The sequence below is a fragment of the Agrobacterium sp. 22094 genome, from assembly GCF_052046015.1.
Lineage (GTDB): Bacteria > Pseudomonadota > Alphaproteobacteria > Rhizobiales > Rhizobiaceae > Agrobacterium > Agrobacterium cavarae.
This window is the reverse complement of record NZ_JBQEPX010000005.1, coordinates 43,996-55,616: the sequence shown is the minus strand read 5'-3', so window position 1 is coordinate 55,616 and position 11,621 is coordinate 43,996. Positions and strand designations below refer to the sequence as shown.

Genomic DNA, 11,621 nt, shown 5'->3' with positions numbered 1-11,621 from the left:
TCAGGCGCTCCCGTCGTACCAGAATGTGTCTGGCATGTAGATGCCGAGATAGGCGGTCGGCTCGAAGCCGAAAAGCGCCTTCTCCGGCACGTTCTTCAGCCGGGCTCTGTGAACGATCGGCTGAAGCGCGCCGTTCACCGTGCCGATGGAGAAGACCTGTTGCGTGTAGATCGACAGCATTTCCAGCCAGATCGCCTTGCGCTCCTCGAAAGTGACGCTGCGGCGCCATTTCTTGAAGAGGTCAAGCAGCTGGATGGCCTCCGGCAGATCCGGCGGTTTGCCTTCGCGCCCGCCAGAGAGATAATGGATGCCCCAGACCGGCCATTGCAGCTGGTCGTCGCCAGTGGGTGCAAGCCCGGAGGGCAGCATGTCGGCGTTGGGAATGGCGTTGTCCATGCCGAACCAGACCGACATCAGCACCTCACCCGCCATGGCGCGCTTGCGAAACACGTCGCGCTGCGTCGGGCGGCTGGACAGCGAAATGCCGACCTTGCGCCAGTGATCGGTGATCAGCTCCAGCACATCGGTTTCCAGCGTGCTTTCGCCCGCCGTTTCGACAATCACATGGGCGGGCCTGCCATCGGGCAGAATGCGAATGCCGCGGTCGTTGCGCGTCGTCAGCCCCATTTCGTCCAGAAGCCGGTTGGCGAGCTCGGGGTCGAACTGCGCCCAGGCGGTCGCAAATTCCGGACGGAACAGTGGGCTTTCCGGCAGCACGGTGTCGGCGCTTTCTTTGGCAAGGCCGTAGAAGCAGACCATGTTGATCTCGTGCCGGTCGATCGCCACCGAAAGAGCACGGCGCATGCGCACATCGCGAAACAGCGTGCGCCAGGTGTCGTCCGCACAGTTCAGGTTCGGCAGCAGGCAGACGCGCGATCCCTGGCTGCGCTTCCACAGATTGACCTTCAGCGGATAGCGGGCCTCGGCATCCTTCAGAAAAGTGTAGTCGTTGAAATCGAGGTTCATGAACTGCAGGTCGCTATCGCCCGACGCCGTCTTGGCGGCGATGATTTCCGACGATGTGACGTTCAGCAGGTAGCGATCGATATAGGGAAGCTGGCGGCCATTCTCATCGACGCGATGGTAATAGGGATTGCGCTCGAAGATGAACTGCTCGGCAGGAGGTGCGGTGATGACGCGCCAGGCATCGAGTGTCGGAAGATCGGGATTTTCCGGGCGCAGCTGGCGCGACATCTTGATGTGCAGGCTGCTCCAGTCGTCCGCCTTGTTCTTCTTCATCAGCTTGGCCAGCTTTTCCGGCGTCTGATATTTGACGTGGAACTGCTTCATATAGGCGGCGGGCAGGAAGACGCGGGCGGGTGACGCACCGGCAAGCTTTGCCAGGAAATCCGGGTTCGGACCGTCCCAGGTGTAGCGCACCGTCAGCGGGTCGACGGCCTCGACCAGAGGCGGCTTCTGGTTGACCAGAAGCTCGATGGGGGGGCCGCCCTTGTGGATTTCCAGGTTCAGCGCCACGTCTTCCCAGAAATAGCGGAAATCCTCGGCGGTGAAATCGCTGCCATCCGACCATTTGTGGCCTTCACGCAGCTTCAGCGTGAAGATGCGCTCCTCATCCACCGTGTAGGATTCCAGGATGTCGGGGATGAAGTTCAGCTTCTCATCGTAACCTACGAGCCGTGCGTAAGAGTCGATCGGCATCAGGCGGATGTCGCGCTGGCCACCGATCAGCATGCGGATATTGCCGCCATGCTGGCCGGGCTCGCGGCCCATGGCCTTCAGATCGATGACGCGCGGATTTTTCGGCAGGCGCTGATCGAGTGGCGGCAGTTCGCCCTTGTCGCGCTTTTCCTTGAAGAAATCGGCATCGATGTAGGTGGCGGCGGAGGCCTTCCAGGGTGCGAAGACCGAGGCGAGCAGGGCAAGCGTGGTGCGGCGCGTAATCAAGACCGTAGCTCCCGAACATCCGCATTGGCGTTGGCAAGCACGAGGTGTCCGCCGCCAAGATCGGCTGTTATCATCTGTCCGTTATCGTCATCGCGGAACTGCTTACCCCAGTCGAACTTGCCGGTGGCGCTGATCTTGCCGATGGTCTTGAAATCCAGTGGTCGGTCGAGATCGGGGAAGGGAACGGCGGCCAGCAGCGATTTCGTGTAGGGATGGATCGGATTGCGCATCAGCGTTTCGCGTGGCGCCAGCTCCACGATCTTGCCTTCGCACATCACCGCCACGCGGTCTGCCATGTAATCGACGACGGCGAGATTGTGGGAAATGAAGAGATAGGTGAGCCCCAGATCCTTTTGCAAATCCTTGAGCAGATTGAGGATTTGCGCCTGCACCGACACGTCGAGCGCGGAGACGGGCTCGTCGCAGATCAGCAGTTCGGGTCCCAGCATCAGCGCACGCGCAATGCCGATGCGCTGGCGCTGGCCACCGGAAAAGCTGTGCGGATAGCGGTTCAGCGCATTGTCGCCGAGGCCGATGGCACGCAGCAGGTTCTTGACGCGCTCCTGGCGGTATTTCGAGTCACCGCGACCGTGAATTTCCAGCGGTTCGCTGAGGATATTGCCGACCGTCATGCGTGGTGACAGCGAGGACACGGGGTCCTGAAAGACCATCTGGATGCGGGTGCGCAATTCGCGCAGGTCGTCATCCCTGGCATTCAGCACATCGATATCGCCGTTCTTGCTGTGAAAGATGATCTCGCCGTCTTCCGGCCTGACGGCGCGCATCAGGATTTTGCTGACCGTGGTCTTGCCGCTGCCGCTTTCGCCCACAAGGCCCAGACATTCACCGCGCATGATATCGAAGCTGACGCCATCCACCGCCTTGGTGGCACTCGCCTTGCCGGAGGTGAACCAGGTGGATTTGCGGGTGGTATAGGTCTTGGAGATGTTCTTGACGCTGAGCAGCACGCCCGGCGCCTTGTCGACATTTGCCGTCTTCTTGCCGATCAGGCTTTCCTTGTCGATGGTGACATCACGCAGCGCCTTCAGCCGCTCGCCGGGCTTCATGTCGAAATGCGGCACGGCTGCCATCAGGCCCTTGAGATAAGGGTGCGAGGGCGCGCGGAAGATGTCGTCCACCGTGCCGGCCTCCATGATCTCGCCCTGATAGATGACGGCGACTTCATCGGCAATATTGGCGACGACGCCGAGATCGTGGGTGATGAGTAGCATGCTCATATTGAGCCGGCTCTGTAGGTCGCGCAAAAGCTTGAGGATCTGCGCCTGGATCGTCACATCGAGTGCGGTGGTCGGCTCGTCGGCAATCAGCAGCGCCGGACGACAGATCAGCGCCATGGCGATCATGGCGCGCTGGCGCATGCCGCCGGAAAGCTCGAACGGGTACATCTGGCAGATCTTGGCCGGATTGGAAAAGCCGACGAGATCGAGCGTCTCTTCCATTTTTTCCTGCCGCTCCTTCGGTGTCAGAACCGAATGGATGCGCAGCGCCTCGTCGATCTGGTTGCCGATGGTGTGGAGCGGCGAAAACGACGTCATCGGCTCCTGAAAGATCAACCCGATGCGGTTGCCGCGAATGGCGCGCAGGGGCTTGCCGTCGGGCTCCAGTTGCAGCAGGTCGATGGGGCGTTCATCGGGCTTCAGCGGATCGGAGAAGAGAACGCGGCCGTTGACCCTTGCGGTGCGCGGCTGGATGCCCATGATCGTCTGGCCAATGACGGATTTTCCCGAGCCGGATTCGCCCACAAGGGCTGTGACTTTTCCAGGCAGAATGCGAAGGCTTGCGCCCCGAACCGCCTCGATCTGTCCGCCCATGATGGAAAAAGAGACTTGCAGATTTTCGATGCGAAGCAAGTCTGCGCCTGCACTCATGCCATAGGTTCCCTTGCCGTCTTGTTGGATGCCTGTGGCATTATCACGCGGCGCTTGACATTCACGTTATCGCACACTCCAGGTTCTGTCCATGCTCTTGAAACCATGAAAATTTCCGGCTTTCTGCCTGATCTTGGGGTTGCGAGAAAACCTCTATTCCGAAGATATGTCGGGGATATTAAAGCTGCGGAGCGACCATGCCAGACAAAGCCACTTTCGATGAAACGCTTGCAGACATCCGCCGGTTGCTGGCCCAGAAAGATTTCGTGTCTGCGCAGGATCGCCTGGCGCGTCTTTCGGCAGAGGAGGATCAGCACCTGTTGGGTGAGGTGACCGCACTTGGCCTGCCGCGCCGCCTGCATTCGGCCTATCTGCGGCTTGCCAAGGCCAAGGGCGATGCGGTTGCCAAAGCCGGCTACCAATTTCTCCTGGTGCCGCCGCCCGAGATATTTGCGCCCTATGGTCGTTTCTCCCCTGATGAAAGACGAGCGATTGCGCAGAAGAACCGTGAGGCGGTGCCAAGGCTGATCCACCAGATCTGGATCGGCACTAGGCAAGTGCCGCCCGCAACCGATGCCTGGCGCCAACATGCGGAGGCCAATGGCTATGTCTATCGCCTGTGGCGGGAGGCCGATCTTGAGGCGGAGGGCATCGATGCCGATCCGATCTTCCGGCGGATGCTGGAGGATGGGGATTATCCGGGTGCTGTGGATGTGGCGCGCTATTTCATCCTGTCGCGGGTAGGCGGCATCTATCTCGATTGCGATTTCTATCCAGCGCGGGATGACATCAGTTTCGGCGATATCCTTCCCATGGTTGGCCTTACCGCCTTTGCCGAGGAAACGCCGCGGCTGACGGGGCAGGGAAGCGTTCTGCTCGCCAATTCCTTCATCGCTACACCGCCCGGCCATCCTGTCTTCGAGCGTATCTTGCAGGCTCTGCCGGAGATTGCCGAGCGCCTGCCGCGCGCGCCCGCATGGTGGGGCACGGGCCCGCTGATCTTTAGCGTGGTGGCGCGTGCGGGATCGGTGACGCTGGCGGGGGCCGATTTCGTGGCGGCGTTGCTGGCAGACCGGGCGGACTTCAGTGCGGTGGAAGAGGCGCGTGCCGAAGCCAGGGCCAAGGGCGATGGGCTGCTGATCGCCTGGAAATCATGGTGAGGGCTGGGGTAGTTCAGTCAGTTCAGCATCACGCTCTGCAGCGGCTTTCGCGACCGCAGCCATCTGCTGCTTGCGCTTCTCGTCTTCGGCGCGTTTCAGCTTGCCCTGATCGTAATGCCATTTGACCGAATAATACATGCCGATGCCGACAACGAGCAGTTTCAGCGGCAGCATTACGATCGGGAAATACTCGAACCATTCCATGTGCGTCACACTTTCCAAACAGAGCCTACAGCATCGGCCCGAAAATCGGATTCGATTTTCGGAAAGCACGGCGCGTAGACTCAAAAATTAAAGCGTCCTTTGTGCGCCCATAGGGCGCACGGCGCTTTAGTGGCTTTCTGACCGTGTGCTTACGCCTGCGCGGACCGACTTGATATTCGACATTTTGTCGCGTGGCATCAGGCCGCCGAGCCGGCCTCTTCGACCAGCGCTCCGGCGCAGCGCCAACGGCAGCCGGGGTGGTTGGCCGTCAGCGCAAACAGCCGATCGAGAAAGGCCCATGCCGTCTCGTCATGATCGAGGTGATGGGTGAGGATGCCGGTGGTTCTTGCGCCTTGTTCGGCCGCCACCATGCGTTCGGCAGTCTCGGCAAAGAGCAGATCGTGATCCTTGCCGCCTCTCGTTCCCCGCCAGTCGATGATGTCGACATGGGTGTTCAAGAGAGCAAGAGGTGCGGTCTTTTCCGGCCCATAGACCGACAGCGCCCGGTAGCCGATGGCGGGCAGGCCTTCGACGATCTCCGGATCGATCCGGTTCCATGGCGGCACCAGCATCGGCACGAAGCAGCTCGGAAAGAGGATCTGCAGCTTTTCAAAGCCGGCACGCAATTCGCCAAGCACGGTGTCCTTTGGGCGATGAAGCCCAAGCTCCCGCTTCTTCTCATCCGGCCCAGCATGGTTGCGATGTGCCCAGCCATGCACCACGACATCGATTTTGTCGGCGTTGTCCAGCCGACGCGCCAAGGCGTCACCGGTGGGCTCGGGAATGACAGCCAGCGTCATCGGCACGGCATTGCGGTCGGAGAGCGCCAGCAGGCGGTCTAGCGCTGGCGTCGGCACCGTCGCATCGTCGTCGCGCAGCCAGAGGTCGGCGGCAACGCCGCGGCTCACAAAGCTGTCCAGCGTGTCCAGAAGTTTCTTTTCCGTCATGGTGCGTTTCCTCTGGCGTCTTGCAGAATCCGGTCGAGCGTCGATGCCGCCTTGCGCAGTGAACGCTCCTCGATGACGAATGCCCGCGCATTTTCTGCCATGGCCCGTCTCTTTTCCCGATCGGTCAGCAGGTCTTTTATGGCATCCGCATAGGTTTGCGTCTCTCCCGGTTCGGTGAGAATGCCGGTTTTTCCATCGATCACCACTTCCGGCACGCCTGCGATGCGCTCGGCGATCACCGGCAGACCAGCGGCCTGCGCTTCCAGATAGGCGAGCCCATAGGCCTCGCCATGGCCGGGCCAGAGATAGAGCGAGGCGCAGGACAGGATTTCGGCGATCTGCTGTGGGGTCTTCTCGCCATGCCAGACGAGGCGATGCGGTGCGGTCGCCTGGAAGAGCTGCTGCACAGCCTCCCGTTCTGGTCCGTCGCCGATGATATCCAGCGTCCAGTCGAGCTTGGGCGGCAGGCGTGCCAACGCCGCCGATAGCGCCTCATAGCTGCTGAGCTTGTCGCCGGCGCGCATCATCGCCACCGTCGCCATTCGCCCGGCTTGCGGTGCCGGGGTCTTTGCTTCGAACAAGGAGGTGTCGAGGAAGGGTGGCAGCATCTGCAGGCGCATCGCCGGATTGGCCTTTCGCAGGCCGTCGCGGTCGCGATGGGTGAAGCAGATATTGACCGCAGCAAAGCTCAGATCCTTAAGCAGCGTCGCCTGAACCTCCGCCCAGCCCGACGCATTGCGCTTGGGGGAGTAGGAGGCCTCCGCCGTCACATAGGGGATGGCATAGGAGCGGCTGAGTTGTGGCCCCAGACGATCGAGCGCCTTGTAATAGGGATGGTAGCAGAACCAGAGATCGGGCACGCCATGGCTCTTCCAGAGCGCCGAGATGCGCTGCTGTTCCTGCTCCGCGGCGCGCGCCAGCGCATCCACCTCGTCGCCATCGGGCTGGCGCGCAAAGGATCGCAGTTCCGAGACCACCTCGACCTCGTGACCGGCAAGCCGCATGGCCTGCATCAACAGCCTTGCCATCAACCTGTCGCCAGAGGGGACCGGGTGGTTCGGAGACTTCATCGGGCAGTAGAATGCGATCTTCATGGCTACCAGTCTTGCGTTTTCGGCTGACGCTTCGTCAACTGTAATTTAGACCGTCGCAGCCTTGACACCATGGGTCTTCTTGCCCAACTGAAAGGCCAAGTTTTCCTCGCGCGCAGGACGCAAAACGCTTTGACCTCTTCTCCCAACGCACAGCGACTTCTCGACCTCATTCAATCGAAAGAGGCGCGGGCGGGTGTCATCGGGCTTGGCTATGTGGGCCTGCCGCTTGCCATGACGATCGCCACATCCGGATTCAAGGTGACGGGTTTCGATATCGATCCGGGCAAGATCAAGGCCGTCGAGGCGCGCAAGAGCTATATCGAAGCGGTGCCCGATGACATTCTGGCAAGCACCTGTGATAACGGCACTTTCGAAGCCACCAGCGATTTCTCCAAGCTTGGCGACTGCGACGTGATTGCGATCTGCGTTCCGACTCCGCTCACCAAGTATCGCGATCCCGATCTCTCCTATGTGGAGAACACCTGTCGCGAGATTGCCGAAACGCTTCGCCCCGGCCAGCTCGTGGTGCTGGAATCCACCACCTATCCCGGCACGACCGATGGTATCGTCAAGACCATCCTGGAAAAGACCGGGCTGACATCGACCGAGGATTTCTTCCTTGGATTTTCGCCCGAGCGCGAAGACCCCGGCAACCGCGACTTCCACACCTCCACCATTCCGAAGGTGGTGGCTGGCGACGGGCCGGATGCCGCCGAACTGATGACCGCCTTCTACGGCTCCGTGGTCAAGACCGTCATTCCCGTCTCCACCACGGCCACGGCCGAAGCGGTCAAGATCACCGAGAACGTCTTTCGTGCGGTCAATATCGCGCTCGTCAACGAGTTGAAGGTCGTCTACGAGGCGATGGGCATCGATATCTGGGAAGTGGTGGATGCGGCAAAGACCAAGCCATTCGGCTACATGCCCTTTTATCCCGGCCCCGGTCTTGGCGGACACTGCATTCCGATCGATCCCTTCTACCTGACCTGGAAGTCCAAGGAATACGAACTCCCGACCCGCTTCATCGAGCTTGCCGGCCAGATCAACACCGCCATGCCACGCCATGTCGTCGGGCGATTGGCGGAAGCGCTGGACGTCCACCAGGGCAAGGCGCTCAGCCGCTCCAAGGTGCTGGTGCTGGGGCTCGCCTATAAGAAGAACGTGCCGGATATCCGCGAAAGCCCGTCGCTGAAGCTGATCGAGCTCATTCTCGAGCGTGGCGGCTATGTCGCCTTCCATGATCCTTACGTGGCGGAAATCCCCAAGACGCGCGAATATAGCGAGCTGATGGGCATGAAATCTGTCGCCTGGACCAAAGACAGCATTGGCAGCTTCGACGCGGTGCTGGTTGCGACCGACCACGACAACATCGATTACCAGCAGCTTGCCGACTGGTCGCCGTTGATCATCGATACGCGCAACGCCTTTGCCCGTCGCGGCATCAGCGCAAGCCACATCCTCAAGGCCTGATCGGAAACCCCTTCACATGAGCAGACTGGACAGCTTCATCCGGCGCCTCAGCGCCCAGCGCGATATCTTGAACCATGTGCATGGCGATCTCGATCTGCCAGCCGAAGGTCCGATCATGGAAATCGGCCTTGGCAATGGGCGCACCTTCAACCATCTGCGCGAGCTGTTTCCCGATCGCCGCATCGTCGCCTTCGACCGCGCCATGGGCGCCCATGCCTCCTCTGTACCGGAAGAGGGCAATCTGGTGCTCGGCGAAATCGACCAGACGGCGAAGGAGTGGGTCGGCATCAGTGCAGCCCTCGTCCATGCAGATATCGGCACCGGCTATGACGAGAAGGATGCGGTGACGCTGACTTGGCTGCCGCAGATCGTTTCGGGCATGCTCGCCAAGGGCGGCATTGCCATCAGCGGCCTGCCGCTGACGGAGCCTAGCCTCGATCCGCTGTCGGTGCCGGACACAGTGCCGACGGATCGGTATTTCCTTTACCGCAAGATTTGAGGCGTCAACGCTCTATATGACATGGGCGAGTGCTATCGCCTCGGCCACCTGCGCGTGGCCGGAGGTGAGCTTGCTGGTCGCCACACGGATATGAGCGCTGGGCAGGATGGAGAACTTGTTGCCGGGTACCACGGCAATGTTTCTGGCTGCCAGGGTGACCATGGCGAAAGGTTCGGATTGCACCGGCACCCATAGACAGAGGCCGCTTCCCGGCATGGTTTGGACGCCACGCTCGCGCAGCTCGCGGGCCAATGTGTCGCGTCGTTCCTGATAGGTGGCGCGCGCAGCTGCCACAATCTGAGAGGTTTCCTCGTCCCTGATCAACCAGGCAACGGCGGCCTGCAAAACCCGGCTGGTCCATCCCGCGCTAAACGCACGGTAGGATTGGATCTGTTCAACGATAGAAGCCGAGCCGGAAAGCACCGCCAACCGTAAATCGGGACCTAACGTCTTGGAGAAGGATACGATCCGCACGGTTCGATCCGGGAAGCGCTTGCCGAGAGAGACCGGTCTTTCTGCCGAAATATCTGCCAGACCGTCATCTTCGATGATCAGCGTATCGCTTTCGGCCAGAACACCGGCAAGCGCCTCAATGCGTTGAAGGGTAACGGTCTGGCCGGTGACAGAGTGAAGGCGGGGCTGGAAGAGAAAGGCGGCGGGCCGCTCGGCGAGCGCCTGGCTCAAGGATGCGGGCAGTGGTCCCTCGCCATCCGACAGGACCGGCACGATCTTCACACCGAGATCTTCAAGAATATCCAGAAGCCGCATGGCGGTGGGATGCTCGACGGCAACCACCGATCCCGGGCGTACCAGGGCGCGCAGCGTGGTGTAGACGCCGTTATAGCCACCATTCATGGCAAGAAAGGCTTCCGGCTCATAGGGCCAATCGCCCGCAATCGCGTCTCGAAGTTCGGGAACGATCCGGCTGCGGGCGTAACTGTTCAGGTCGCCGACCGATGTCGCATAGACCATTGCCTTGGCAAGCGGCGGCAGCAATGCCTGATCCGGCACAGCCATCGAAAGATCGAGAACATTGGCGCCATAATGACCGGAGCTTGCCAGACGCTCCGGCTTGGCAATGAAGCGTTCCGCACAGACCCATGTCCCGTTACGACCACGACCGCTGATGATCTTCTGCTGGCGTAGTTCGCTCCAGGCTTCGGAAATCGTCGCGGGGCTGACGCCAAGTTCGTAGGCGAGGTCGCGCATGGCAGGAAGCCGCGTTCCCACGGGCAAGACACCGGCTCGCACAAGGGCGCTTGTTTCCAGTGCAATTCCGCGGATCGTCTTGTTGGTAATTCTCTCGGCGAGCCACCGGGCCTCGCAAATATCGCTCACTTCATTCTCTCACTTTAAATGTTCAATAACGTAATAACATTTGTGCGCTTACGAGTGTACATTTAATCTTTCGGTAATGGAAAATAAATGAGTGCCAAATAATGCCGCTGAAACTCCGTCTTGCCCTTCGCGACTGGGACTATATGACGCCGCTCGTTCTGGGAGACGTCTCGTCTCCGAAGCTTGAGATCGAGGTCGATCGCGTCGGCACGCTCGTCTCCAATGTCGCCGAAGACGATCTGCATGACGCTGCCGAAACCTCTTTCAGCCGCTATGCGCAGATGCGCCATGACGGGGATGAGAGCGTTATCGGCATGCCGAACTTCATCATGCGCGGTTTTCGCCATCGCTGCATCATCACCACCAAGGATAGCCCGATCCGCACACTTGCCGATCTTGCCGGCAAGAAGATCGGCGTGACGGGCTGGCGTGATTCCGGCAATACATGGACCCGCGCGGCCTGCCGTCGCGAAGGCGTGGGCGTCGAGGACGCCACGTGGTACGCTGGCCGTCTGACGGAAGCGCATCCCATCACCGACCGTCTGGATGGTTTCGGTCGTCCGGGCCGGATCGAGGCGGCGCCTGGCGAACGCCCGATGGTGGATCTGCTCATGGATGGCGGGCTGGATGCCATCTTCACCCCCTTCATGCCGAAGGGTTTCTTCGACCAGGACTCTCCGTTGCGTCAGGTCCTGCCGGACTACCGGGCGTCCGAAGTCGCCTATTTCAACGAGGTCGGCTACGTGCCTGGCATGCATCTGATCGGTTTCAAGGCGCAGTTCGTGCGCGAAAATCCATGGGTGATGGACGAGCTTAGCGCGCTCATCGACGCCTCGCAGCGCATGTGGCTGGAGAAGCGAGAGAAATACGCCGACACGACGCCATGGATGATCGATGAACTGCGCCGTTGCGCCGCAGACCTGCCGCCGCACTGGAATGTCAGCGGCTTCAAGGAGAACAAAGTCATGATCGCCGATTTCGCTTATGAGCTTCACGCTCAGGGCATTCTGCCGCGTCGGCTGACGCCTGCGGAGTTGTTTCCGCTGCATGCTGAGGTCAACTGACGACCATAGTCAGGCCTTTGCAATTCAAATCGTTGCATACAAAAAAGGGGA

10 protein-coding genes are annotated in these 11,621 nt (G+C 60.6%); 4 read left to right on the top strand and 6 right to left on the bottom strand.

Annotation, left to right across the window (positions count from 1 at the left end):
- Positions 1 to 1,905: an ABC transporter substrate-binding protein gene (locus ACTJK5_RS19185; protein ID WP_440613028.1), complete on the bottom strand. Its 1,905-nt coding sequence runs from the start codon at positions 1,903 to 1,905 to the stop codon at positions 1 to 3.
- Positions 1,902 to 3,794 carry an ABC transporter ATP-binding protein gene (locus tag ACTJK5_RS19180; RefSeq protein WP_112519448.1) on the bottom strand — a complete coding sequence of 631 codons (1,893 nt, stop codon included), beginning with the start codon at positions 3,792 to 3,794 and terminating at the stop codon, positions 1,902 to 1,904. The genes ACTJK5_RS19185 and ACTJK5_RS19180 overlap by 4 nt, the downstream gene beginning before the upstream one ends.
- Positions 3,795 to 3,991: 197 nt before the next feature.
- Between ACTJK5_RS19180 and ACTJK5_RS19175 the strand changes: the two genes are divergently transcribed.
- Complete coding sequence (locus tag ACTJK5_RS19175) at positions 3,992 to 4,954, top strand: glycosyltransferase family 32 protein (RefSeq protein ID WP_440613027.1); 963 nt, start codon at positions 3,992 to 3,994, stop codon at positions 4,952 to 4,954.
- On the opposite strand, the gene ACTJK5_RS19170 is transcribed toward ACTJK5_RS19175, so the two are convergent.
- The 3 genes from ACTJK5_RS19170 to ACTJK5_RS19160 all read right to left on the bottom strand — a co-directional run bounded on the left by ACTJK5_RS19170 (position 4,946) and on the right by ACTJK5_RS19160 (position 7,199).
- Positions 4,946 to 5,158, bottom strand: a complete 213-nt coding sequence (locus tag ACTJK5_RS19170; RefSeq protein ID WP_440613026.1) for a hypothetical protein — start codon at positions 5,156 to 5,158, stop codon at positions 4,946 to 4,948. The genes ACTJK5_RS19175 and ACTJK5_RS19170 overlap by 9 nt on opposite strands.
- A 197-nt stretch (positions 5,159 to 5,355) precedes the next feature.
- The gene (locus ACTJK5_RS19165) at positions 5,356 to 6,105 is read right to left on the bottom strand and encodes a polysaccharide deacetylase family protein (protein ID WP_440613025.1); all 750 of its coding nucleotides are present in this window, start codon (positions 6,103 to 6,105) and stop codon (positions 5,356 to 5,358) included.
- Entirely contained in the window at positions 6,102 to 7,199 is a 1,098-nt protein-coding gene (locus ACTJK5_RS19160; RefSeq protein WP_062597337.1) for a glycosyltransferase family 4 protein, read from the bottom strand. The genes ACTJK5_RS19165 and ACTJK5_RS19160 overlap by 4 nt, the downstream gene beginning before the upstream one ends.
- A gap of 69 nt (positions 7,200 to 7,268) precedes the next feature.
- Here ACTJK5_RS19160 and ACTJK5_RS19155 point away from each other — a divergent pair, with 69 nt between their 5' ends.
- Complete coding sequence (locus ACTJK5_RS19155; RefSeq protein WP_440613024.1) at positions 7,269 to 8,669, top strand: nucleotide sugar dehydrogenase; 1,401 nt, start codon at positions 7,269 to 7,271, stop codon at positions 8,667 to 8,669.
- Between the two features lie 16 nt (positions 8,670 to 8,685).
- Positions 8,686 to 9,168, top strand: a complete 483-nt coding sequence (locus ACTJK5_RS19150; protein WP_062597336.1) for a class I SAM-dependent methyltransferase — start codon at positions 8,686 to 8,688, stop codon at positions 9,166 to 9,168.
- A 12-nt stretch (positions 9,169 to 9,180) separates the two neighbouring features.
- Here the strand turns inward: ACTJK5_RS19150 and ACTJK5_RS19145 are convergent, their stop codons facing one another.
- A complete protein-coding gene (locus ACTJK5_RS19145; protein ID WP_062597335.1) occupies positions 9,181 to 10,506 on the bottom strand; it encodes an aminotransferase-like domain-containing protein in 1,326 nt (441 codons plus the stop codon).
- 101 nt (positions 10,507 to 10,607) lie between these two features.
- Between ACTJK5_RS19145 and ACTJK5_RS19140 the strand changes: the two genes are divergently transcribed.
- On the top strand, positions 10,608 to 11,570 hold the full coding sequence (locus tag ACTJK5_RS19140; RefSeq protein WP_440613023.1) for an ABC transporter substrate-binding protein: 963 nt from the start codon (positions 10,608 to 10,610) through the stop codon (positions 11,568 to 11,570).
- Positions 11,571 to 11,621 lie beyond the last annotated feature (51 nt).

Coding starts and splice junctions, on each gene's coding strand:
- ACTJK5_RS19160 (WP_062597337.1), bottom strand. CDS start 7,199: ATGAAGATCGCATTCTACTGCCCGATGAAGTCTCCGAACCACCCGGTC.
- ACTJK5_RS19150 (WP_062597336.1), top strand. CDS start 8,686: ATGAGCAGACTGGACAGCTTCATCCGGCGCCTCAGCGCCCAGCGCGAT.
- ACTJK5_RS19170 (WP_440613026.1), bottom strand. CDS start 5,158: ATGGAATGGTTCGAGTATTTCCCGATCGTAATGCTGCCGCTGAAACTG.
- ACTJK5_RS19175 (WP_440613027.1), top strand. CDS start 3,992: ATGCCAGACAAAGCCACTTTCGATGAAACGCTTGCAGACATCCGCCGG.
- ACTJK5_RS19155 (WP_440613024.1), top strand. CDS start 7,269: ATGGGTCTTCTTGCCCAACTGAAAGGCCAAGTTTTCCTCGCGCGCAGG.
- ACTJK5_RS19165 (WP_440613025.1), bottom strand. CDS start 6,105: ATGACGGAAAAGAAACTTCTGGACACGCTGGACAGCTTTGTGAGCCGC.
- ACTJK5_RS19180 (WP_112519448.1), bottom strand. CDS start 3,794: ATGAGTGCAGGCGCAGACTTGCTTCGCATCGAAAATCTGCAAGTCTCT.
- ACTJK5_RS19140 (WP_440613023.1), top strand. CDS start 10,608: ATGCCGCTGAAACTCCGTCTTGCCCTTCGCGACTGGGACTATATGACG.